The 20525-nt window shown below is 64.7% G+C and carries 27 protein-coding genes; 13 read left to right on the top strand and 14 right to left on the bottom strand.

Going from position 1 to position 20525, the window contains the following annotated elements:
• Nucleotides 1-46 precede the first annotated feature (46 nt).
• A complete protein-coding gene (locus GTK01_RS07260) occupies nt 47-1252 on the bottom strand; it encodes an acyl-CoA dehydrogenase family protein (protein ID WP_252925207.1) in 1206 nt (401 codons plus the stop codon).
• Nucleotides 1253-1382: 130 nt separating this feature from the next.
• Here GTK01_RS07260 and GTK01_RS07255 point away from each other — a divergent pair, with 130 nt between their 5' ends.
• Nucleotides 1383-2072, top strand: a complete 690-nt coding sequence (locus GTK01_RS07255; protein WP_252925206.1) for a TetR family transcriptional regulator — start codon at nt 1383-1385, stop codon at nt 2070-2072.
• Nucleotides 2073-2110: 38 nt separating this feature from the next.
• Here GTK01_RS07255 and GTK01_RS07250 read toward each other — a convergent pair whose 3' ends face one another.
• Nucleotides 2111-3226 (bottom strand): alkene reductase, encoded by a 1116-nt coding sequence (locus tag GTK01_RS07250; protein ID WP_252925205.1) that lies wholly within the window; start codon nt 3224-3226, stop codon nt 2111-2113.
• A gap of 27 nt (nt 3227-3253) precedes the next feature.
• Nucleotides 3254-3547 (bottom strand): helix-turn-helix transcriptional regulator, encoded by a 294-nt coding sequence (locus GTK01_RS07245; protein ID WP_252925204.1) that lies wholly within the window; start codon nt 3545-3547, stop codon nt 3254-3256.
• Nucleotides 3548-3690: 143 nt separating this feature from the next.
• Here GTK01_RS07245 and GTK01_RS07240 point away from each other — a divergent pair, with 143 nt between their 5' ends.
• The 3 genes from GTK01_RS07240 to GTK01_RS07230 are packed head-to-tail and all read left to right on the top strand — an operon-like array spanning nt 3691 to nt 5203.
• Nucleotides 3691-4437 carry a sulfite exporter TauE/SafE family protein gene (locus tag GTK01_RS07240; protein WP_252925203.1) on the top strand — a complete coding sequence of 249 codons (747 nt, stop codon included), beginning with the start codon at nt 3691-3693 and terminating at the stop codon, nt 4435-4437.
• A 57-nt stretch (nt 4438-4494) separates the two neighbouring features.
• Nucleotides 4495-4659 (top strand): hypothetical protein, encoded by a 165-nt coding sequence (locus GTK01_RS07235; RefSeq protein ID WP_252925202.1) that lies wholly within the window; start codon nt 4495-4497, stop codon nt 4657-4659.
• Nucleotides 4652-5203 carry a DNA-3-methyladenine glycosylase gene (locus GTK01_RS07230; protein WP_252925201.1) on the top strand — a complete coding sequence of 184 codons (552 nt, stop codon included), beginning with the start codon at nt 4652-4654 and terminating at the stop codon, nt 5201-5203. The genes GTK01_RS07235 and GTK01_RS07230 overlap by 8 nt, the downstream gene beginning before the upstream one ends.
• Here the strand turns inward: GTK01_RS07230 and GTK01_RS07225 are convergent.
• The 4 genes from GTK01_RS07225 to GTK01_RS07210 form a co-directional block, all read right to left on the bottom strand.
• Nucleotides 5200-5445, bottom strand: a complete 246-nt coding sequence (locus GTK01_RS07225) for a DUF2188 domain-containing protein (protein ID WP_252925200.1) — start codon at nt 5443-5445, stop codon at nt 5200-5202. The genes GTK01_RS07230 and GTK01_RS07225 overlap by 4 nt on opposite strands.
• Nucleotides 5442-5600, bottom strand: a complete 159-nt coding sequence (locus GTK01_RS07220) for a hypothetical protein (RefSeq protein ID WP_252925199.1) — start codon at nt 5598-5600, stop codon at nt 5442-5444. Before GTK01_RS07220 ends, GTK01_RS07225 begins: the two co-directional genes overlap by 4 nt.
• Nucleotides 5601-5690: 90 nt before the next feature.
• Complete coding sequence (locus GTK01_RS07215) at nt 5691-6086, bottom strand: hypothetical protein (protein WP_252925198.1); 396 nt, start codon at nt 6084-6086, stop codon at nt 5691-5693.
• Nucleotides 6087-6093: 7 nt separating this feature from the next.
• Nucleotides 6094-6930, bottom strand: coding sequence for a TIGR02587 family membrane protein (locus GTK01_RS07210; protein ID WP_252925197.1), 837 nt, complete (start codon nt 6928-6930; stop codon nt 6094-6096).
• Between the two features lie 173 nt (nt 6931-7103).
• Between GTK01_RS07210 and GTK01_RS07205 the strand changes: the two genes are divergently transcribed.
• Nucleotides 7104-7502 carry a septal ring lytic transglycosylase RlpA family protein gene (locus GTK01_RS07205; protein ID WP_252925196.1) on the top strand — a complete coding sequence of 133 codons (399 nt, stop codon included), beginning with the start codon at nt 7104-7106 and terminating at the stop codon, nt 7500-7502.
• Between the two features lie 3 nt (nt 7503-7505).
• On the opposite strand, the gene GTK01_RS07200 is transcribed toward GTK01_RS07205, so the two are convergent.
• Entirely contained in the window at nt 7506-7865 is a 360-nt protein-coding gene (locus GTK01_RS07200; RefSeq protein WP_252925195.1) for a hypothetical protein, read from the bottom strand.
• A gap of 165 nt (nt 7866-8030) precedes the next feature.
• Nucleotides 8031-10031, bottom strand: a complete 2001-nt coding sequence (locus GTK01_RS07195; RefSeq protein ID WP_252925194.1) for an acetoacetate--CoA ligase — start codon at nt 10029-10031, stop codon at nt 8031-8033.
• A gap of 198 nt (nt 10032-10229) precedes the next feature.
• Here GTK01_RS07195 and GTK01_RS07190 point away from each other — a divergent pair, with 198 nt between their 5' ends.
• Entirely contained in the window at nt 10230-10829 is a 600-nt protein-coding gene (locus tag GTK01_RS07190) for a sigma-70 family RNA polymerase sigma factor (RefSeq protein WP_252925193.1), read from the top strand.
• Here the strand turns inward: GTK01_RS07190 and GTK01_RS07185 are convergent, their stop codons facing one another.
• On the bottom strand, nt 10830-11531 hold the full coding sequence (locus GTK01_RS07185) for a Crp/Fnr family transcriptional regulator (RefSeq protein ID WP_252925192.1): 702 nt from the start codon (nt 11529-11531) through the stop codon (nt 10830-10832).
• A gap of 369 nt (nt 11532-11900) precedes the next feature.
• On the opposite strand from GTK01_RS07185, the gene GTK01_RS07180 reads away from it, so the two are divergent.
• Together GTK01_RS07180 and GTK01_RS07175 are read left to right on the top strand one after the other, a co-directional pair.
• On the top strand, nt 11901-12656 hold the full coding sequence (locus GTK01_RS07180) for a Crp/Fnr family transcriptional regulator (protein WP_252925191.1): 756 nt from the start codon (nt 11901-11903) through the stop codon (nt 12654-12656).
• A 182-nt stretch (nt 12657-12838) separates the two neighbouring features.
• Entirely contained in the window at nt 12839-13741 is a 903-nt protein-coding gene (locus tag GTK01_RS07175; RefSeq protein ID WP_252925190.1) for a hypothetical protein, read from the top strand.
• A 60-nt stretch (nt 13742-13801) separates the two neighbouring features.
• On the opposite strand, the gene GTK01_RS07170 is transcribed toward GTK01_RS07175, so the two are convergent.
• The 4 genes from GTK01_RS07170 to GTK01_RS07155 form a co-directional block, all read right to left on the bottom strand.
• Nucleotides 13802-14401 carry a permease gene (locus GTK01_RS07170; RefSeq protein WP_252925189.1) on the bottom strand — a complete coding sequence of 200 codons (600 nt, stop codon included), beginning with the start codon at nt 14399-14401 and terminating at the stop codon, nt 13802-13804.
• A 69-nt stretch (nt 14402-14470) separates the two neighbouring features.
• Nucleotides 14471-15157: a hypothetical protein gene (locus GTK01_RS07165; protein ID WP_252925188.1), complete on the bottom strand. Its 687-nt coding sequence runs from the start codon at nt 15155-15157 to the stop codon at nt 14471-14473.
• Between the two features lie 59 nt (nt 15158-15216).
• Complete coding sequence (locus tag GTK01_RS07160) at nt 15217-15660, bottom strand: hypothetical protein (protein WP_252925187.1); 444 nt, start codon at nt 15658-15660, stop codon at nt 15217-15219.
• Nucleotides 15661-15663: 3 nt separating this feature from the next.
• Nucleotides 15664-16050 carry a DUF6152 family protein gene (locus GTK01_RS07155; RefSeq protein ID WP_252925186.1) on the bottom strand — a complete coding sequence of 129 codons (387 nt, stop codon included), beginning with the start codon at nt 16048-16050 and terminating at the stop codon, nt 15664-15666.
• Nucleotides 16051-16370: 320 nt separating this feature from the next.
• Between GTK01_RS07155 and ffh the strand changes: the two genes are divergently transcribed.
• The 5 genes from ffh (at nt 16371) to GTK01_RS07130 (ending at nt 20491) form a co-directional block, all read left to right on the top strand.
• The gene (gene ffh / locus GTK01_RS07150) at nt 16371-17939 is read left to right on the top strand and encodes a signal recognition particle protein (protein WP_252925185.1); all 1569 of its coding nucleotides are present in this window, start codon (nt 16371-16373) and stop codon (nt 17937-17939) included.
• A gap of 10 nt (nt 17940-17949) precedes the next feature.
• Nucleotides 17950-18264, top strand: coding sequence for a chorismate mutase (locus tag GTK01_RS07145; RefSeq protein ID WP_252925184.1), 315 nt, complete (start codon nt 17950-17952; stop codon nt 18262-18264).
• 27 nt (nt 18265-18291) lie between these two features.
• The gene (rpsP, locus tag GTK01_RS07140) at nt 18292-18720 is read left to right on the top strand and encodes a 30S ribosomal protein S16 (protein ID WP_252925183.1); all 429 of its coding nucleotides are present in this window, start codon (nt 18292-18294) and stop codon (nt 18718-18720) included.
• Between the two features lie 152 nt (nt 18721-18872).
• On the top strand, nt 18873-19256 hold the full coding sequence (locus tag GTK01_RS07135) for a YciI family protein (protein WP_252925182.1): 384 nt from the start codon (nt 18873-18875) through the stop codon (nt 19254-19256).
• Entirely contained in the window at nt 19253-20491 is a 1239-nt protein-coding gene (locus tag GTK01_RS07130; protein WP_252925181.1) for an RNA polymerase sigma factor, read from the top strand. The genes GTK01_RS07135 and GTK01_RS07130 overlap by 4 nt, the downstream gene beginning before the upstream one ends.
• Nucleotides 20492-20525 lie beyond the last annotated feature (34 nt).

Below are 20525 nucleotides of genomic sequence, written 5' to 3'. Positions count from 1 at the left end.
GCCCGGCAGCAATGCCGGGCCTTCTTGTCGACTTGAGGCTTGTGGATCAGGCCTCGACCGGCCAGCGCCAGAAGTCGGCGCCTTCCTCGTTCAGATGCCGGTTCAGGACCATCTTGTGGACCTCGTCGGCGCCGTCGACCAGGCGGGCCTGGCGCGCATAGCGGTAGATCCACTCGATCACGGTGTCCTTGGAATATCCGCGCGCGCCGTTGATCTGCAGCGCGGTGTCGGCCGCCTGATGGAGAACGTTGGCGACCTGGATCTTCGCCATCGATACCTCCTTGCGGGCGAACGAGCCCTGGTCGAGCGCCCATGCGGCCTTCATGACCAGAAGCCGCGCGATCTCGATCTTCATCGCCAGATCGCCCAGCATCAACTGCACGCTCTCGCGATCGGCAAGGCGCTGGCCGAAGCCTTCACGGCGGCCTGCATATTCGGTCGCGATCTCGACGCAGCGCTTGGACAGGCCAAGCCAGCGCATGCAGTGCGTCAGCCGCGCCGGCCCGAGCCGGATCTGGGTGACTTTCAGCCCGTCGCCCTCGTTCATCATCACGTCGCGGGCCGGTATTTCGAGGCCGTCGAAAGACAGTTCGCAATGGCCGCCATGCTCTTCGGGACCCATGATGTCGATGCGGCGCTCGATCTTCCAGCCCGGCTGGTCACGGGCGAACAGGAAGGCCGTCAGCCCCTTTCGCGGATCGTTCGACGTGCGCGCCATCAAGATGAAATGCTGCGCCTCCTCCGCGCCGGTGATGAACCATTTGCGCCCGGAGATGACGTATGTGTCGCCGCGCTTTTCGGCCCGAGTCTGCATCATCGAGGGATCGGAGCCGGAGCCGGGCGCCGGCTCGGTCATGGCGAAGGCGGAGCGCACCTTGCCCTCGACGATCGGCTGCAGCCAGCGCTCCTTCTGGTAGGGCGTGCCAACGGCTTCCAGCACCATCATGTTGCCGTCGTCCGGCGCGGCGGAATTGAAGACGGCAGGGCCGAAGATCGAGCGGTTCATCGCTTCGTAGCAGACCGCCATGCCCATGCGGCCGAGTTCCTGCCCGCCGGTTTCCTTCTTCAACTGCAGGCACCACAGGCCTTCGGCCCGCGCCTTCTCGCGAACCTTGTCGAGTACGTCGATGCGGATGTTCTCATGGGCGTCGTAATTGGCGCGGTCAGCCTCGAGCGGCAGGACGTGCGCTTCGACGAAAGCCGCGATGCGGCGGCGATAGTCCTCGGTGCGGGCCGGGATGTGGAAATCCATCGAAAAATCCTCAATAATCGAGCGAGCGCTCGATTTATTATCGGATCCATGGCAGATTGGCAATGCAGGGTCGCCGCCTTCGTCCTGCTGCGCAAAGACTTCGTTCCAACAGCGCTGGAAGGGTTCACTCGTGTCGCCGGAAAAACGCCTGGCGCCTTATGGCGACTATTCGCTCCAAGCCGCAGCTGCGCGTATCCTCGAGCGCAATCGCGACCATATCCGCACGCAAAAGCCGCACATCGCCGTCGCGAAACTGTCGAAGATCATCGAGGCGACCTTGAAACTGTCGAACCGGCAGGGGTTCCAGGCAATGTCGCTGCGCGACCTCGCCGCGGCCGCGGGCCTGTCGATGGGCGGGCTCTATTCATATTTCGACGGCAAGGACACTCTGCTCGTCATGATCCTCGGCGAGGTGTCGTCGGCGGCCGAAGCGCTGCTCGAAGGCGCTCCGAGTGATATCCGCGCCGATCCGGTCGCCCATCTTGAATGGCTGATCGACATGCATGTGTGTCTCAGCGAGGTGATGCAGCCCTTCTTCGTCTTCGCCTATATGGAGGCGAAGTCGTTTCCCGCGCCCGCGCGCAAACGGGCGATCGCCAGCGAGGCGGCGACGGAGGCGATCTTTGCAAAAGTGCTGGCCGAGGGTGTGGCGAAGGGGAAGTTCACGGTCGCCGATCCCGACTTCGCCGCCGCGCTGATCAAGCCGCTCCTGCAGGACTGGTATGTGAAGCGGCCAAAATATGCCCGGCGCGGCGTCAATGCCGACGTCTATGCCGCCGGCGTCGCGGATTTCGTGTTGAAGGCGCTGGGCGCGCGCTGATGCGAAAAGGGCGGCGTTGCCGCCGCCCTTTCACAAGGTCAGTTCATCGACGGATAGTCGACATAGCCCTTCGCGCCGCCGCCATAGAAGGTCTCGCGGTCGGGCTCGTTGAGCGGCGCGTCCTGTTCGAAGCGCTCGACGAGATCGGGATTGGCGATGAAGAGACGGCCGAAGGCGACAAGGTCGACTCGGTCATCCGCCACGGCCTTCTCGGCCAGGTCGCGGTCGTAGCCGTTGTTGCCGACCCATGCGCCGGTGCCGCCGGCATTGCGATAGGTGGACTTGAACTGCGCCCAGTCGAACGGCTTGTCGCCCTGGTTGTGATCACGCGCGCCGCCGGTCGCCCCTTCGATGACGTGCACATAGGCAAGCCCGTATCTGCCGAGGCCCTCGGCGACATGGTCGAAGAGTGGCTGCGGATCGGAATCGGACGCGTCGTTCGCCGGCGTAACCGGCGAGAGGCGGATGCCCGTGCGGCCACCGCCGATCGCGGCGGTAACGGCATCGACGACCTCGAACAGCAGGCGTGCGCGGTTCTCGATCGAGCCGCCATAGGCGTCGGTTCGCTTGTTGGAGCCGGAACGCAGGAACTGGTCGATCAGGTATCCGTTCGCGGCATGGATCTCGACGCCGTCGAAGCCGGCTTCCTCTACCGCTGCCTTCGCAGCCTTGGCATAGGCGGCAACGATGCCCGGCAGCTCCGCCGTATCGAGCGCGCGGGGTTCGGACGTGTCGGCAAAGGCGCCGGAGCCGTCTTCGTTGACCAGATAGGTCTTGGCATTGGCGCGAATCGCCGACGGGGCAACAGGCTTTTCGCCGCCGGGCTGCAACGTCGAATGGCTGATGCGGCCGACATGCCAGAGCTGGACGACGATCTTGCCGCCATCGGCATGTACGGCGTCGGTGACCTTCTTCCAGGCGGCGAGCTGGTCGGCACCGTAAAGGCCCGGCACGTCTGCGTAGCCCTGGCCCTGATGGGTGATGGCGGTGGCCTCTGTAACGAGGAGGCCGGCCGAGGCGCGCTGGCGATAATACTCGACCGCCATGTCGGTCGGCACGGCGTTGGGCGAGCGGTTGCGCGTCAACGGCGCCATGACGATGCGATTGGCGACGTCGATGTCGCCGACGCGAACGGGTTCGAAGAGTTTCGACATAAAGTCCTTCTTTCTTCTTGGGAGGTTCTAGAGAGTGTCGAGAGAGGCGCGGAAGGCGGCGATCGCGGCCTCGTCGCGTTTGTAGAATATCCACTGACCGACCCGGCGCTGCGTCACCAGCCCCGCTTCGGACAGGGCGGCCAGATGCGCCGAGACGGAAGATTGCGACAGTCCGCAGCGCGCGAACTGGCCGGCGCACACGCCCATCTCCAGCGGATGCTCCTGATCGGGGAAGTGCTTTGCAGGCGTCTTCAGCCAGTCGAGCATGTCACGCCGGACGGGATGCGAGAGTGCCTTCAGGATCAGGTCGGCATTCGTCATGGGAGGCAGGGGCTCGTTTATATCGGGTTGATCCGATATATGGATTGGCTATCACCGATTTAAAGGGCTGGCCCAAACCTTTTTGTTCACATGGAAAGAATTTGCGTTGCAGCGGGCGACCATGAAGCGTAGCCAACGCGGACATGAGCCTGACGATCGAACTCGCCATCGCATTCCTCTGCCTTGCCGCCGGCGGCGTCCTCAAGGGGGCGACGGGCGCCGGCGCGCCGGTGCTGGCGGTGCCCGCGCTTGCCATGATGTTCGACGTGCGCGTTGCCGTCGTGACGATGCTCGTGCCCAACCTCCTCACCAATGTCTGGCAGGCCTGGCAGTTTCGCGGCGACCGCCTGCCAAACAGCTTCGTCGTGGCCTTCTCGCTGGCGGGAGCTGCGGGCGTCATAGGCGGGACCGTGATGCTGGCGGCGTTCTCGCCGCGGGTACTCCTGCTGATCGTCGCGCTTGCGGTGCTGCTCTATATCGGCGCTCGGCTCGCTCGGCCCGACCTCCTGCTCGGCCGGGAACTTGCGACGCGGCTTGCGGTTCCCGCCGGCGCGGTCGCGGGGCTGCTGCAGGGCTCGGGCGGACTGTCTGCGCCGGTATCGCTTACCTTCCTCAACGCGATGGGGCTGACGCGCACGCATTTCATCTCGACCGTGTCGATCTTTTTCGCCGTGATGACCGCCACGCAGGTTCCGATGATGGGCGTCCTGGGGCTCCTGACCTGGCAGGGGCTCGCGCTTTCCTTCCTGGCAATGTTCCCGATCCTCGCCTTCATGCCAGTGGGCGCCGCGCTGGCGAAGCGCTTTTCGAAACAGGCCTTCGACCGGGCGATCCTTGCGCTCCTGACCGTCCTCGCCGTCAAGCTGATCTACGATTTCGCCGTCGGTTGACGCTGCGGGCGGGAACGGTTGGCGCGGCGCATGGTTGGAGGGGCAAGGAGACTTGCCATGCCCTTGACCAGCCCTGATCCGCGCCAGCCGAACGAGCCCGGCCGCGACCTGCCGCCGACGCCGTCCCCGCCACCGATCGAGGAGCCCGAACCCGACCGGTTGCCCGACGAAACGCCCGATCCGAACCCGGACGAACAGAACGATCCGCCGCTGAATGTGTGACGGGATCGCGGGGTCGTTCTTCGACAGACATCCGGTCGAGGTCGCGCGCGACCTGATTGGCATGGAACTCCACGCAGAAGGCACGAGCGGGCTGATCGTGGAGACGGAAGCCTATGCCCATGACGACCCGGCCTCGCACAGCTTTCGCGGGCCGACGCCGCGCAACGCACCGATGTTCGGCTTTCCGGGCACGGCCTATGTCTACCGCTCCTACGGGCTGCACTGGTGCCTCAACGTTGTGTGCACGCCAGGAAACGCGGTGCTTTTGCGCGCGCTTGAACCGATGTCGGGCATCGACCTGATGCGCGCAAGGCGCGGGCTGGAGGCCGAGCGGCTCTTGTGCGCCGGGCCGGGACGGCTTGCGCAGGCGCTCGGCGTCGACATTGACTGGAACGGCAGACCGCTGCACGGCGCGCTCGCGCGAAAAAGCCGGCCCGCACTCGTAGCAGGCCGGCGCATTGGGATTTCAAAGGCGGTCGATCTGGAATGGCGCTTCGGTGCGGCGGAGTCAGCCTATCTCAGCCGGTCGTTTCCCAGGAGCTAGTTGCCGTCCTTGACCTCGACCTGCGGCCGGTCGCCGCCGCGCGCCTGCTCCTCGTGCCAGACGCCGTCGCGGTCCTGATATTCGATGGCCTGGTCGTCGCCGCCGAGTTGCTGCTCGGCGGCTGCCCTATCGGCCGCGGAGCGCGCGGCGTCGTGGGTCGGGAAGGTCTCGGAGAAGACGTCGCCGAGCTTGTAGGCCCAGCCGCCGTCATGCTCCACCACCTCGTAGACGAGTTTCGTCACGACTGGTCTCCGGCAGCACGGACGCGGCGTGTGGCACGATCCTGACCAGCGCGCATGTCTGGCAAAAGTTCGCGCGAGCCGCCCTCGCCCTCGAGCGGTACATACATGCGGTAAAGCGTATAGGCGCCTAGCGCCATGAGCATCAATCGGATCATCGGGACTGTCTCTCCTTCGGGGACGGCGCGCATCGCGCGATCTGCCAGACAACAGCCAAACCCGGCCACTTGTTCCGCCGCCGCAGCAGATCAGGGATCGGTATAGGAGCGGACCGACAGTTCCAGCCCGGACGGCTCGGCGTCGAACAAAAGGGCGCTTTGGCGCGTCGAACCGGCCGGCACGTAATCGAACGTGACCTCGCTCGCCTCGCCGCCGCCAGCCGTGCCCTGGAGAACGACATCGGCGGCGGTCCTGTCGCCGGAGTTTCGAAGGGTGATGCGCGCATGCCAGACGCCTTCGGCAGCGAACACTTCGTCGACCGTCGGCTCGAAAACAGGCGGGCCGTCGGTTTCGGCAAGCGCCGTGACGGCCAGGTAACCGATCAGCGCGAGGAGGCCGATCGCGGAGGCCGCGCCGATGATCCATTCGGCAGGGTGCTGGGCCCGGTTGACGGGATAGCGCCCGGATTCCTCGTCGTCGCTCATGCGTTCCTCACAGGATCAGCCGCGCGGCAGCGGCGCCGATCGCGGCAGGGAAGGCCAGCACGACCATCGCCATGACCACCATTTCCGGAGCCAGGCCGTCGGTGCGGCCGAACACCCACAGCATGAACAGCGCGATCAGCGCCGCGATCGCGTATCCGGGCAGCGTGAAGCGGAAGAGGGCACTCCACCAGGGCGTGTCTTCCGACAGTTCGCTGCCGCCCTTGAACTCGACCGCGAAGACGAACCCGTGCATCGCTGCGATCGAGATCGCAACCAGCACGATCGCGTGCCACTTGCTCATCTGGTAGGAAATCAGGATCATCTCCTCGGTCGGCGCCAGGTTGAAGCCGAGAAAGAGCGCCCCGACCGCCATCAAGAACAGCTCGCCCGCGTAGGTTTCCTTGCGATCCCCGAGTGCGTCGTCGTCATCGCTGCTTTTCAGCTGGCTGCGCGCGAGCAGCGCGCCGATCGCGGCCGGTACAGACTGAATGGCGATCTTGCCGGCGATCTCGTCGCCCGACATGCCGGGCGCAAGCACCCCGAGGATCGTCAGAACGACCAGGCTGGTAAAGGCGGCGATACCGAAGGCGAAGGACGCGTCCATCGCCGATTCCCTTAGCGTTCGGCGCTCTTCGAAACCGATGACATGCGAAAGACCGACGAGGAGCGGCACGGCGACGGCCAGCAGCAATGCGAGCCGCCAGCCCTCTATCGTATAGGCGAGCTGCCACATTTCCATCGTCATCAGCATGGGCAGCGAAAAGATGAGCGCGCCACCGACGGCGCGGCCCGCATCCCGCAGAATACCGCGGTGGGCGCCGGTTTCGCGAGCGCGGACAGTCATGGAGAAACCCGGAACATATGCCGCAACGGAAGCGGCGCGATCAATCGTCGGGCTGCCCGGAAATGGTCTTGGAATCGCCCAATATGCTCCAAGGTGTCGTCAAACCCGGCCGTCAGTTCACACCCCCGTGAAACCGCAACAGTAAAAAAACGATTAACCGGGATCTTCAAGAAATGTTCCATTCCAAGGCGGCACGGGCCGTGATGACTGCATCCATCCTCGCATTGGCGTCAGGATTTTCCGCCCAGAGCCCTGCTCTGGCCAACGACAAGATCGAGGCTCTGCAGACGATCACGGGTTCGGCTTCCTGGTATGGCGGACAGTTCCACGGCCGCACGACCGCCAATGGCGAACGCTACGACATGAACGAGCTGACCGCTGCGCACAAGACGTTGCCGTTCGGCACCAAGGTCCGCGTGACAAACGAGCGGAATGGCAAGGCCGTGGTCGTCCGGATCAACGACCGCGGGCCATTCGTCGGCAAGCGCGTCATCGATCTTTCGCGCGGTGCGGCGCAGGCGGTCGGAATGATCGACCAGGGCGTTGCCCGGGTGAAGATCGAAGTCCTCTAGGCGCTATTGCACTTCGTTGGACGCGACCTGTAGCGTACGGTCCTCGTCCGCGGTCTCGAACATGCGCTGGACCGTGGTCATGACCAGCCATTCGGCATAGCCCACTGCGGCGGAATCCTTCTGGGTTGCTGCGAAATCGATCTCTTCACTCGCATCGGGCAGGAACTTGCCGCCCACGACGCGCACGTTACGGCGAGCGTCGGGCAGTTCCTGGGCGGTGGCGGAAATCTGGATGACTTCGCGGACGACCGGCATTGGGGCGGCGACCGTGGCAACCGATGCCGGGCGCGCCATCGGGATGGGCCCGAGATCGGGCAGAACCACCGCACCGGCAATGGCAGGCACCGCGATTGCGGAAGCCATGGCAAGAGCTGCGATTTTCGCGAGGCGGGCGTTCGAGGTCATAATATCGGCCTTCCGGTCAGGACGCTGCCAGATGGCAGTTGGATGCTCTGGCCGGAAGAACGTGTGATCCCCTGCCCGGTTCCGTGGGCGTTCACAAAGAATTTTGCTTTGTCGCGTCGCCGCTCAGCTGGCCCTGCGTGCGTCCTCCAGGTGAGCGCCGGCTTCGCGCACATAGAAATCCAGGCATTCGGGGTTCGCCATCGTTTCGCGCGAAATGATCTTTTCGATCGGATGGCCGAGGAAGAGCCGGCGGATCGGGACCTCCTGCTTCTTGCCCGACAGCGTGCGCGGAATGGCTGGCGCCTCGAGGATGCGATCAGGCACGAAACGCGGCGAGACCGCCTGGCGGATGGCCGCCTTGATCCGTGTCGGATCGACCGCTTCGCCCGGGCGCGGGACGACGAACAGCAGCATCTCGCTCGGCCGGCCGAGATATTCGAGGTCGATCAGCATGGAATCGAGGATTTCCGGCAGGTCCTCCACAGCGGAATAGATTTCGCTGGTGCCGATGCGTAGTCCATGCCGGTTGATGGTCGCGTCGGAGCGGCCATAGATGACACAACTGCCATCCTCACCGATCGACAGCCAGTCGCCATGGCGCCAGATGCCGGGGAACATGTCGAAATAGGAATCGAGATAGCGCTTGCCGTCCGGGTCGCCCCAGAGGAACACGGGCATGGACGGGAAGGGGCGCGCGCAGACGAGATCGCCGACCTCTCCGATCAGGCTCTCGCCGTTCTCGTTCCAGGCTTCTACCCGTGCGCCGAGCTGGCGGCACTGCATCCGGCCCGGGACCAGCGGCAGCTCGCGGTTGCCCGCGATCCAGAGGCCGCAAATGTCGGTGCCGCCGGAAATGTTGGACCACCAGATGCCCGGACGGCCCATGCGCGCGAAGGCCTCCGTGCCCCAGTTCTGGACGGCTTCCGGCAGCGGCGAGCCGGTGGAACCGAGCGCGCGCACAGCGGAAAGATCGCCTTGCGCGGCAGGGTCAACGCCCGCTTTCATGCAATTGCCGAAATAGGCCGCGCCGGCGCCGAATATGGTCACGCGGTTGCCGGAGACGAAGCGCCAGAGCGTCCCCCAGTCGGGCGCGTCCTTGGCTCCGCTCGGCGAACCGTCAAAGAGGCAGATCGTGGTGCCGCCGAGAAGGCCGTTGACCTGGCAGTTCCACATGATCCAGCCGGTGCTGGAATACCAGTGGAAGCGCTCGCCAAGCGAATTCGGCGCATAGCTCGGGCCGATGTCGAGATGCTTGAGGGCTGCATAGACGGCCATCACGATTCCGCCGTGGCTGTGAACCAGCGCCTTCGGCTTGCCCGTGGTGCCGGACGAATAGACGATCCACAGCGGATGGTCGAAAGGGAGGAACTGGGGCTCGAAAGCCTCCGTTTCGCCATCGCTGCGCGCCAGTGCATCTTCAAGAGACAGGTCGTGCGGCAGTTTCGAGGAAGCGTGGCCGCTTTCCTTCAGGATCAGTTTCGGCCGGCTCGGCAACGCGGCGCGGATTTCCTCGATCTCGCCCGAGCGGTCGAGCGCGCGGCCGGCATAGAAGACGCCGTCGGCGGCGATCAGCACTTTCGGCTCGATCTGAAGGAACCGGTCGATCACCGCGCGGGTGCCCATGTCTGGGGCGCACACGCTCCAGATTGCGCCGATGGACGCTGTCGCCAGAAAGGCGACGACGGTCTCGGGCACGTTGGGCAGGTAGGCGGCGACCCGGTCCCCCTTGCCGACGCCCATTTCGCGCAAGGTCGCGGCGAGCGATGCCGTGCGCCGCTTCAACTCGGCCCAGGAGATTTCGGCGCGATTGCCGCGCTCGTCCTCGGCGACGATTGCCGGCTGCCCGGCGGCATCGGCCGCTTGGGCGTGGCGAAAAACCTGATGGGCGTAGTTCAAGGTCGCGCCGGGAAACCAGACGGCGCCGGGCATCCGATCTTCTGCCAGCACCGCCGAATGAGGCGTCGGGGACTGAACGCCATCATGCTCCCAGATCGACTGCCAGAACGCATCGAGGTCGCTCGTCGACCATTCCCACATCGCCTGGTAGTCGGCAAAGGTCAGTCCGCGCGTTTCCTCAAGCCAGTCGCGGTAGATGGCCATCAGCGGTCGAAATGGTGAAGTCACGATCGTCCTCCCTGAACGCGGCGGAGCTTACGTAGGCGCCCCGCATTTTGCCAGAGCCGAAGGTTGCGCAGGCGACCGAAAATTCCCTCGCCGGCGGGAACGATTGCCCCGCTGAATCATTCCTGATTGTGGGTCCCGCGCGCGCGGCGCTCTGCCACGAAAAGCTTCTGCAAGCATTTGATCATACGGAGCCAGCGAATGCCGACAACGGTTGGTGAACTTGACCGATCGTCGGATGCGTCAATTTCGGATCTGCCACGCAGCGAGGTCGTGAGCCTTATTCCGGCGCTGCGTGCCTTCGCGCGGACATTCCATCGCGACGTCAACGATGCGGACGATCTCGTTCAGGAAACGCTGACCAAGGCGATCGGCAACATCCATCAGTTCCAGCCGGGAACGGCGATGAAATCGTGGCTGTTCACGATCATGCGCAACAGCTTCTACACCAAGATTCGCAAGAGCAGCCGCGAGGCGCCGGCGCTCGCCGACGACGCCGCCAGCCGACCGGCCGTCCTTGCCACGCAGGAATGGTCGGCGCGGGGGCATGAGATCCGCGAAGCGCTGGCAAGGCTGCCGGAACAGCAGCGCGAGGTGATCATGCTGATCGGCGTGCTCGGCGTCTCGTATGAGGAGGCGGCCGAGATCTGCGGCTGCGCCATGGGAACGATCAAGAGCCGGCTCAATCGGGCGCGCGCGCGCCTGCTTGACGAGATGGGCGAGACGGATGCCCGCGCCTCGGTCGAGGCCGATTCCCATCTGCCTTCGACCAGCGCCACCAAGGCGCCAAGCTATGGCTGATTACTTGACGGTCTGAGCCGGCGCCGCAGTGGCGTCCTGCGCGTGCGCGGCAACCGGCTTGCTGACGGGGACGACCGATTGCAGGCCCAGATAGGCGGGGTTGAACTCCGCGACATCCGCCAGGCCCTGCCAATCCAGGATTTCGATCCGATAGTTCAGCCAGGCAATGACGCCGTCGCGCCGCAATTCCTTGAGAATGCGATTGACGTGGACCGGCGACATGCCCAGCACGTCGGCAAGTTCGTTCTGCGTCAGCGGCAGGTGAAACGCTGATGCCTCGCTTCGCCCGACCGCAGCCAGGCGCACCATCAATTCGCAGAAAAGATGCGCCATCTGGCCCTTGGCCGAGCGCCGGCCCATGGAGACGAGCCATTCGCGCTGGATGGCCGCTTCGATGCAGGTCTCCGTCCACAAGAGGTAGCTCGCGGCACGATCGGCCTCGCAGATGCGGCGCAGCTGCTCGTTGTCAATGGTGACGGCGCGGCAGGCGGTGACCGCGACGACGCCGAAATCGCGGCGTGGCACGAGGAAGCTCGACAGGTCGAGGAAATCGCCGGGGACGAGGAGCGTGGTGATCTGGCGACGACCGGACGACAGGAGCTTGTAGCGGGCGGCAAGTCCGTCCGTCAGAAGCGTCACGTTGGGGGAGCGGTCGCCTTCCCGCGTCAGATCCTGGTCCTGGCCGAACTGGCGATCACGCAAACCCAGCTGCGAAAGCCGAGCGATCGGCTCTCCATCATGGCCCCGACGGCCCAATTTCAAAAGAAAAGCATCGAGCAAAATGAGATCCGGCCGCAACGAATTAAGGCCCTGCAGCGTAGGTGCACAGGAAACCTTTCCGCCTTAGCGAAGTCGGAAATGCTCGGCTTTCACATTTGTTAGTCAATATTCAACTATTCGGCGGTTTGCCAAACATAGGCCGAAGTCCCAACGGTGAGTGGCTTGACGGTCACAGTCCCAACCACAATCCCCGCATCATCCGTGCCTGCACCGCCCTGTCGGCAAACGAACCTTTTCAGCGCACGCACGTTTTAGCGACTTGCGATACACGAGCCATTTCGGAGACCGACCATGGACGCGCTTATCCGCAAGCTCGAACATTTCACGCAATTCACCGACGAGGAGCGCAAGGCGCTCGCGAGCCTTTCCGATCTGCCGGTAATGGTCAGCCCACGTCAGGACATCATTCGCGAGGGCGACAACCCGACAGGGGTCAACCTGATCGTCGAGGGATACGCGATCCGCTACAAGGCGCTGTCCGACGGGCGGCGGCAGATCCTCGGCTATTTTCTGGCGGGCGACATCTGCGACCTTCGCGTCTTCGTCCTCAAGCGCATGGATCATTCGATCGCGGCGCTAACGCCGGTCGCGGTGCGCGTCATCTCGGAATCCCGCATCATGGCCATCACCGACCGCTATCCGCGCATCATGCGGGCGCTCTGGTGGGCGACGCTGGTGGAGGAATCCATCAGCCGCGAATGGCTCTTGAGTATGGGACAGCGTACAGCGGCAGAGCGCATGGCGCATCTCTTCTGCGAGATCTATCACCGGGCACGCTTCGTCGATCTGGTGGAGGGACACAAGGTTGCGCTGCCGCTGCGCCAGACGGACCTTGCCGAGACGACGGGGCTTTCGGTCGTGCACGTCAACCGGGTGCTGCAGGATCTGCGCAAGCGCGGACTGATCGCCTTTGATGGTCAGGTCCTGACGCTTCTCGATCCGGACGGGCTGGAGGAGTTCGCGCTCTTCGATCCGCTCTACCTTCACATGGACGAGGACAAGGCGATGATCACCACGACGCAGCCGATCACCGCGCGCGCCGGATGAGTGATGGCGATTATGTGGCGCGAAGGGGAACGAAGATCACATCCGCGTGTTGTTTCCGTAGAAACTGAAATGCCTGGGAGCCCAAAATGCACGGCATCATCTATCTCGTCGGCCTCGTCGTGGTCGTTCTCTTCCTTCTGTCCCTTCTTGGCCTGCGCTAAGCGCCCACCCGGAGACGTCCCATGAATCCAAACTATGGCGCGGCGCCGACGCCGCCTGTCGGCGCGACCGCAATCGCGACCGGCGACGAGAGGTCCTATGTCGACTGGGCGGCCATCATCGGCGGAACAGTGCTCGCCTCGGCGATCTCCTTCGTCCTGCTCGCCTTCGGCTCCGCGCTCGGGCTGACTTTCAGTTCGGCCTATGAAGGTTCTGGCATGTCTCTCGTCGGCTTTGCCATCGCCGCGGCGCTCTGGCTGCTTTGGGTACAAGTCTCGTCCTTCATGGCGGGCGGCTACCTGACCGGTCGCCTGCGCCGCCGCAACTATGACGCGACCGAGGATGAATCTGATATTCGCGATGGCTCGCATGGCCTTCTGGTGTGGGGCCTGGGCGTGCTGGTCGGGGCCATCATGGCCTTTTCGAGTGCCTCCGCCGTGCTCGGAACCGCAACCAACGCCGTCGGAAACGCTGTTGGCGGCGCGGCGTCGGGCGCCGCCACGCTGGTCGAGGAAATCGACCCGAACACACTGTTGACCGACCGCCTGCTGCGTCCGGGTACTGCGACCGATACGGCAAACGGCGAATTGCGCGATGAAGTCGGCCGCATCCTCGTGACGGCCGTCGCCGAGGGCGAGCTTGCCGAGAGCGACCGTGCCTATCTTGCCAACGTCGTTGCCGCGCGCACCGGTGTCGAAGAGGCCGAAGCGCAGGCCCGCGTCGACGAGATTTGGGCACAGGCGCAGGAGTTGGAGGCCACCGCTCGCGAGACCGCCGACCAGGCCCGCCGCATCGGCATGATCGCCGCCTTCATCACCGCCGCTTCGCTGCTCATCTCCGCCTCCGCCGCCTATTTCGGCGCCGTCATGGGTGGCAATCATCGAGACAAGCAAACCGTGATTGAAGGCTGGGTCCGTCCCTGGTAAAAAGCGAATCTGCTTTGTGACACGACGCCGTCCCGGCTTGCCGGGGTGGCGTTTTTCGTTTCAGGACGTGATGGAATCGATTGCCAGGGCAACGCATATGATGAGCACCGTGGCGACAGCGAAGGCGAAGGCAACGCTGGCCGATGCCCGAAGATAGGACAGACGCAATTTGCGGTGGAACCACAGGATTTCGACCGTGAAGAGCCAAAGGCAGGCCGCAATTGCAACGATGAGGCCAATCACGATGCCGGTTTTGTCACCGAGCCGCACGATGATCACGCCGATATCGAGGCCGAGTACGAACGGTGCGGCCACGTAACACTGGCTGTAGAACGGCCTGCGCAGCGTCTCCCGATCCAGCCGCGCCGCCCTTACCCGTACAATCGTCACCGCGATGGTGAGCGGATAGAGGCTGAACATCAGCGCGCGGAACATGAGAAGATTGCGTTCGTCGGCGAGGAAGACGGGAAGCGCCGGTTGCGCTGGAACCAGCGCCAGTTCGATGGCATGGGCGATAAGCAAAGTCAGCAGCAGGAAGATCGGCGGACTGAGCTTGTCGCTGTATTGATCTTCAGGCGCGTCCCCGAGTTCCGCTTCCGAATAGCGCATGGCCTCGAGCGGATGGCGCAGCGCGTGCCACATCGTCAGCGGATAGAACACGATCCAGGAAACAAGCTCGTAAAGCAGTTCCTCGAGCGATTTGAGCAGGCGCATGAAGTCCATGTGCGGTCAGTCGCCGGTCACGAATGCCTGCGGAATCCGATACTCCGCATCGCCGAGTGTCACATGCAACGTGTCGCCTTCTTGCCTCGTGCGGGCGGCCGGCCCATCGATCGTTCCCTGATCGAGGTCGATCCAGTGGCGAATGCCGGTATCTGGATTCGTTACGAAGATCGCTGTCTTTCCGGCGGCACCCCGCACCACGCCGGCCGGGCATCTGCGCTCGCCGGTCGCGCCGCAGTCGATTTGCGCCGTCGCATGAAACGGAGAGCCGGCGACCAGCGCGTCCATCCCATCGACGCCCCCAGTTCCAGGCCTTCCGATCGCCAGAGCAAAGCGGCTTGTCTCGCCACGCCGTGCTGCGTTGCGCATCATATAGACGCGGATCGTCTGCAGGCCGGCCGTGTCCACCGTTCCGGCGAAACTGTCGCCCTCGATGGAGCCGTTGAAGATGGCTTCGTCGACGTTCGGCGACATGACGTTGAAATAGGTGGAAAGATCGGTTGCCGCCAATATGACGGCCAAGACGTCACCGGCCGCAGTGTCGACCGTGAAGTCCAGATAATCATACCCCGAGATCGCATCCTCGACGACGACGGACCGGCCGGCATCGACCTCGATTGACGACGTTTCTTGCGCCCCGACCGAGGCGGTCGCGGCGACAAAAATGTGCAGCGCAATCAAGACCCGACCCATCGTCCATCACTCCGCCGTCCAGCAGTTGAGCCTACAATCAACCAGAGCGAGCGCAATGCCTATTCGACGAAGCCGATGAACCGGCCTGCAAAGAGGACGCCGAGCCACAAAGCGAGGGAGGGCGTGGCGAGCCCGCGCCGTGCCGTCTGCGCAGGCCAGATGGCGAAGAGCGCTGCGTTGAACCCGGCCAGGAGCAGCAGCGCCATCTTGATGCGGAAGGCAGGGTTCGCGACATAGGTGGTTGCCTGGATCGCGAACATCGGCACGCCGGTGGCGACCGCGCCGCCAAAGCCGATGAAGGCGAGGCGACGGAAAACCCGTGCTGCCGCCGCTTCCGGCAGGCTGGCAAAGGCGCCGAGAATGCGCAGGTCGAGGAGCAGCACCGAGACGACGAGCGTGCCGATCGACAGGATATGCAGGCCGTTGACGACGGGATAGACGTAGAACGATACCTTGAGCGCCTCGATCGGCGCCAGGGTCTCCAGTGCGGCGAAAAACTCCACCCGTCAGGCCGGCGGCAGCCTGCGCGGATAGACATCGTAGCTCTCGTCTCCAACGATGACGCGCACGGCCTTGAAGGTCCGTTCGTTGGCATCGCGCGAGCGGTGTCCGACCACCGTCGCCTCATCACCGCTCGCCACGGCCTCTTCCGTGAAGCCCGCGCGCTCAGTGGCGGCGGGAGGCGCCAGTTCGACGGTCCAGACTTCGCCATCGACTTCGAGCTCGATGCGCGCATGCGGGTTGCCGACGAAGACGGAGCGCACCGTTCCCGTCAGCTCCGAAAACTCTTCCTCGGCCCACGACCAGCCATGGTGGGCGAGCGCCGGAACGGCGACCGTCACGGCGAAAAGCATGCCGGTTATCGCGGCCTTGATTGCGGCGGAACGTTGCATGGCTGTCCTCCTTCGTCGATGGACGTCCTGGCCATGCTAGCCCAGATGGAGCGCCCGTCCATGGGGTGTGCATCACGATGGAGAGAGCGCTTGCCTTGACTCCGCTGCATTTTTGCGGTCAAAGGCCGCCAGTTTCCGCGACGAGTGACAACTCCGAGCAGCCGACCAGGGCGCTTTTCAACCTTTGAAGAGGCCGATCCTGGAGGTCAACACCCGGCAGCGCTGAGCGCCCCCGGGTGTCGTTCTGCTTTGGGCTGTTGGGTTTCGGCGCGGCACGCATTACCTCTCGGGCGACAGGGCACGAGACAAAAGGACGGCGGATGTTTGAATCACTTCAGGAGCGGCTTGGCTCCATCCTGAACGGCCTGACGGGCCGCGGCGCGCTCTCCGAGGCAGATGTCTCGGCGGCGCTGCGCGAGGTTCGCCGCGCGCTGATCGAGGCCGACGTCGCACTCGAGGTCGTCCGCTCCTTCACCGACAAGGTCAAGGCAAAGGCCGTCGGCGCTGAAGTGCTGAAGTCGATCAAGCCCGGCCAGATGGTCGTCAAGATCGTTCATGACGAGCTGGTCGAGATGCTGGGCGCGGAAGGCGCGACCATCGATCTCAACGCGCCTGCGCCGGTCGTCGTGATGATGGTCGGCCTGCAGGGCTCGGGCAAGACCACGACCTCGGCCAAGATCGCCAAGCGGCTGACCGCCCGCCAGGGCAAGAAGATCCTGATGGCGTCGCTCGACACGCGCCGCCCGGCCGCGCAGGAGCAGCTTCGCCAGCTCGGCGAGCAGACGCAGGTCGCCACGCTGCCGATCATCGCCGGCCAGTCGCCGGTCGACATCGCCAGGCGCGCGGTGCAGGCAGCGCGTCTCGGCGGCCATGACGTCGTCATCCTCGACACCGCCGGCCGTACGCATATCGACGAGCCGCTGATGGCGGAGATGGCCGAGATCAAGGCCGTCGCCAAGCCCCACGAAATCCTGCTGGTCGCGGATTCGCTGACTGGCCAGGACGCGGTCAACCTGGCGCAGAACTTCGATTCCCGCGTGGGCATCACCGGCCTCGTCCTGACCCGCATGGACGGCGACGGACGCGGCGGCGCCGCCCTTTCGATGCGCGCCGTCACCGGCAAGCCGATCAAGCTGATCGGCACCGGCGAGAAGATGGACGCGCTGGAGGAGTTCTATCCCAAGCGCATCGCCGACCGCATTTTGGGCATGGGCGACATCGTCTCCCTCGTCGAGCGCGCATCCGAGACCATCGACGCCGAAAAGGCGCAGGCGATGGCCAAGAAGATGCAGGCCGGCAAGTTCGACCTCGACGACCTCGCCGACCAGCTCCGCCAGATGCAGAAGATGGGCGGCATGGGCGGGATCATGGGCATGATGCCGGGCATGGGGAAGATGAAGGACCAGATCGCGACCGCCGGCTTCGACGACAAGACCTTTGCGCGCCAGATCGCCATCATCCAGTCGATGACCAGGGCCGAGCGCTCCAACCCCGACCTCTTGAAGCATTCGCGCAAGAAGCGCATCGCCGCCGGCTCGGGCACCGATGCCGCCGCGATCAACAAGCTTCTCAAGATGCATCGCCAGATGGCCGACATGATGAAAGCCATGGGCGGCAAGGGCAAGGGCGGCGGCATGATGCGCGGCCTCATGGGCGGCATGGCATCCAAGATGGGGCTTGGAGGCATGGGCGGGATGGGCGGTCTCGGCGGCGGCATGCCGGACCTTTCCAAGATGGACCCCAAACAGCTCGAAGCGCTGCAGAAACAGGTTCAGGCCTCTGGCCTCGGCAAGGGGTTGCCGGGTGGATTGCCCGGCCTCGGCGGTGGCGGCCAAGGGGGCGGATTGCCTGGTTTCGGCAGCCTTCCGGGCCTGCCGAAGAAGAAGTGAGGAGACGATGATGCAAGACGACACCCAGCGCGCACGCGATCTCCTCGCCGGCTACCGCGCCTCGATCGACAATATCGATGCAGCGCTGATTCACATGCTCGCGGAGCGCTTTCGCTGCACGCAGGCCGTCGGCAAGCTGAAGGCCGAGCACGGCCTGCCGCCGGCCGACCCGGCCCGCGAGAAGACCCAGATCGAACGGCTGCGCCGGCTTGCCGACGACGCCAATCTCGACCCCGATTTCGCGGAGAAGTTTTTGAACTTCATCGTCCGCGAGGTCATCCGCCATCACGAGGCGCTCGCCTCTGAGAAACATGAAAACGCATAAGAACCGAACTTTTCCAGGAGAACTGAAATGGCACTGAAGATTCGTCTGTCCCGCGCTGGCTCCAAGAAGCGCCCCTACTACCACGTCGTCATCGCCGACGTCCGCGCGCCGCGCGACGGCCGCTTCATCGAGCAGGTCGGCTCCTGGAACCCGACGCTGCCCAAGGATGGCGAGCGCGTGAAGCTCAACAACGAGCGCATCCAGCATTGGCTCGACCACGGCGCCCAGCCGACCGACCGCGTGCTGCGCTTCCTCGACCAGGCCGGCATCGCCAAGCGCGAAGTCCGCAACAACCCGAAGAAGGCCGAGCCGGGCCAGAAGGCCCAGGAGCGCGTTGCCGCGCAGAAGAAGGCCGAGGAAGACGCGGCCGCCAAGAAGGCAGCCGACGAAGCTGCTGCCGCCGAGGCCGCCAACGCACCGGCTGCCGAGGCTGCTTCGGAAGAAGCCGCTTCGTAAACGACGTCTTCAAGACGTGCTCAAAAACCCCGCCGGTCCTGCCGGCGGGGTTTTTGTCTGCGCGGGCCATTGATTCTTTCGAAATTGCCGCAGCGGAATCTGTCGGCTACGGCTGTGTTCGTTCGTCGTTCCATCAAGCTCGCGAGGCAGACATGCTCTACGCCATTCTTTGCTACAACAACGAAGACACGGTCGGCCAATGGACCAAGGAGGAGGACGACGCCGTCATGGCGCGTCTCGACGCCGTGCTGCAGCCGGTCGAACGTGCCGGCCAGCTCGGCCCGGTCGCACGCCTCCTGCCGACTTCGGCTGCGACGACCCTGCGCAAGGCGAGCGGCGAACCGCTCGTCATCGACGGCCCGTTCGCCGAGACGAAAGAACAGTTCCTCGGATTCTACCTCGTCGATTTCGACAGTCTCGACCAGGCGCTGGCCTTTTCGAAGGATCTGGCCGAAGCCAATCCCGGCGGCGGCTCCTATGAAATCCGTCCGGTCGGCTACGTGCGTGACCGCGACAGGGAAAAGCACGCTTCATGACCGACGCGCGCGCCCTCGAAACGCTGCTATCCGCCGCCCGTCCGCAGACGGTCGGCGCGCTCTTGCGGTATTTCCGCGATCTCGACCGGGCGGAAGAAGCGTTTCAGGAGGCGTGCCTGAAGGCGCTGAAGAACTGGCCGAGGAATGGCGCCCCGCGCGATCCGGCCGCGTGGCTGATCTTCGTCGGGCGCAATGTCGGCATCGACGCGGTGCGCCGCGAGAAGCGCCTCGTGGCGCTGCCGGACGAGCCGGTACTGTCGGACCTCGACGATGTCGAGACGCCGCTCGCCGAGCGGCTGGACGGCGCCGACTATCGCGACGACATCCTGCGCCTGCTCTTCGTGTGCTCTGACCCGGCGCTGCCGGCCGAGCATCAGGTGGCGCTCGCGCTGCGTATCGTCTCCGGCCTGACCGTGCCGCAGATCGCGCGCGCCTTCCTCGTGTCGGAAGCGGCGATGGAGCAGCGCATCACCCGCGCCAAGGCGAAGATCGCCGCATCCGGCCGCCAGTTCGAGGCGCCGGACGCCATCGCGCGGTCGGAACGCGCCGGCGCGGTCGCCGCGATGATCTATCTCGTCTTCAACGAGGGCTATTCGTCCCGCCCGGGCGCAAGCGAGGCTGCGCCGGTCCTGTGCGAGGAGGCGATCCGTCTCGGCCGGCTGCTCCTGCGCATCTTCCCGACCGAGCCGGAGATCATGGCTCTTCTCGCGCTGATGCTGCTGCAGCATTCGCGTTCCGCCGCGCGGATCGATGCTGAGGGAGAGATCATCCTTCTCGACGACCAGGACCGCGCGCGCTGGAACGCCAAGATGATCGGCGAGGGGCTGGCGCTGGTCGACAAGGCGTTCCGTCACCGCCAGCCGGGCAGCTACCAGATCCAGGCCGCCATCGCCGCGCTCCATGCCCGGGCGAAAACCGCCGACGAGACCGACTGGACGGAGATCGAACTGCTCTACCGGATGCTGGAGCACGTGGAACCCTCGCCGGTCGTCACGCTCAACCGCGCCGTCGCGCTTGCCAAGGTGCAAGGGCCGCAGGCCGCACTCGACCTGATCGAGCCGCTCGGCGACCGGCTCTCGGGCTATTTCAACTATCATGCCCTTCGCGGCGGACTGCTCCTCGAACTCGAACGCTGCCGCGAGGCACGCGAGGCGTTCGACCGCGCCATCGCGCTGGCACGCAATCCGGCCGAAGCCGCCCATATCCGCCGCCATCTCGACCGGATGCAGGCATAGACCCGCTCGTTTTCGCGTGCCCGATGTCGGTTCG

It is taken from the genome of Aliihoeflea sp. 40Bstr573 (genome assembly GCF_024105655.1).
GTDB lineage: Bacteria > Pseudomonadota > Alphaproteobacteria > Rhizobiales > Rhizobiaceae > Aliihoeflea.
The sequence above is the reverse complement of the archived record's forward strand: the minus strand, read 5'-3'. Positions and strand labels throughout refer to the sequence as shown.

What these genes read in the sequence shown, in the direction of transcription:
- GTK01_RS07260 (WP_252925207.1), bottom strand. Translation starts at nt 1,252, where the DNA reads ATGGATTTCCACATCCCGGCCCGCACCGAGGACTATCGCCGCCGCATC.
- GTK01_RS07250 (WP_252925205.1), bottom strand. Translation starts at nt 3,226, where the DNA reads ATGTCGAAACTCTTCGAACCCGTTCGCGTCGGCGACATCGACGTCGCC.
- GTK01_RS07245 (WP_252925204.1), bottom strand. Translation starts at nt 3,547, where the DNA reads ATGACGAATGCCGACCTGATCCTGAAGGCACTCTCGCATCCCGTCCGG.
- GTK01_RS07240 (WP_252925203.1), top strand. Translation starts at nt 3,691, where the DNA reads ATGAGCCTGACGATCGAACTCGCCATCGCATTCCTCTGCCTTGCCGCC.
- GTK01_RS07235 (WP_252925202.1), top strand. Translation starts at nt 4,495, where the DNA reads ATGCCCTTGACCAGCCCTGATCCGCGCCAGCCGAACGAGCCCGGCCGC.
- GTK01_RS07230 (WP_252925201.1), top strand. Translation starts at nt 4,652, where the DNA reads ATGTGTGACGGGATCGCGGGGTCGTTCTTCGACAGACATCCGGTCGAG.
- GTK01_RS07220 (WP_252925199.1), bottom strand. Translation starts at nt 5,600, where the DNA reads ATGATCCGATTGATGCTCATGGCGCTAGGCGCCTATACGCTTTACCGC.
- GTK01_RS07215 (WP_252925198.1), bottom strand. Translation starts at nt 6,086, where the DNA reads ATGAGCGACGACGAGGAATCCGGGCGCTATCCCGTCAACCGGGCCCAG.
- GTK01_RS07210 (WP_252925197.1), bottom strand. Translation starts at nt 6,930, where the DNA reads ATGACTGTCCGCGCTCGCGAAACCGGCGCCCACCGCGGTATTCTGCGG.
- GTK01_RS07205 (WP_252925196.1), top strand. Translation starts at nt 7,104, where the DNA reads ATGTTCCATTCCAAGGCGGCACGGGCCGTGATGACTGCATCCATCCTC.
- GTK01_RS07200 (WP_252925195.1), bottom strand. Translation starts at nt 7,865, where the DNA reads ATGGCTTCCGCAATCGCGGTGCCTGCCATTGCCGGTGCGGTGGTTCTG.
- GTK01_RS07190 (WP_252925193.1), top strand. Translation starts at nt 10,230, where the DNA reads ATGCCGACAACGGTTGGTGAACTTGACCGATCGTCGGATGCGTCAATT.
- GTK01_RS07180 (WP_252925191.1), top strand. Translation starts at nt 11,901, where the DNA reads ATGGACGCGCTTATCCGCAAGCTCGAACATTTCACGCAATTCACCGAC.
- GTK01_RS07175 (WP_252925190.1), top strand. Translation starts at nt 12,839, where the DNA reads ATGAATCCAAACTATGGCGCGGCGCCGACGCCGCCTGTCGGCGCGACC.
- GTK01_RS07165 (WP_252925188.1), bottom strand. Translation starts at nt 15,157, where the DNA reads ATGGGTCGGGTCTTGATTGCGCTGCACATTTTTGTCGCCGCGACCGCC.
- GTK01_RS07155 (WP_252925186.1), bottom strand. Translation starts at nt 16,050, where the DNA reads ATGCAACGTTCCGCCGCAATCAAGGCCGCGATAACCGGCATGCTTTTC.
- ffh (WP_252925185.1), top strand. Translation starts at nt 16,371, where the DNA reads ATGTTTGAATCACTTCAGGAGCGGCTTGGCTCCATCCTGAACGGCCTG.
- GTK01_RS07145 (WP_252925184.1), top strand. Translation starts at nt 17,950, where the DNA reads ATGCAAGACGACACCCAGCGCGCACGCGATCTCCTCGCCGGCTACCGC.
- rpsP (WP_252925183.1), top strand. Translation starts at nt 18,292, where the DNA reads ATGGCACTGAAGATTCGTCTGTCCCGCGCTGGCTCCAAGAAGCGCCCC.
- GTK01_RS07135 (WP_252925182.1), top strand. Translation starts at nt 18,873, where the DNA reads ATGCTCTACGCCATTCTTTGCTACAACAACGAAGACACGGTCGGCCAA.
- GTK01_RS07130 (WP_252925181.1), top strand. Translation starts at nt 19,253, where the DNA reads ATGACCGACGCGCGCGCCCTCGAAACGCTGCTATCCGCCGCCCGTCCG.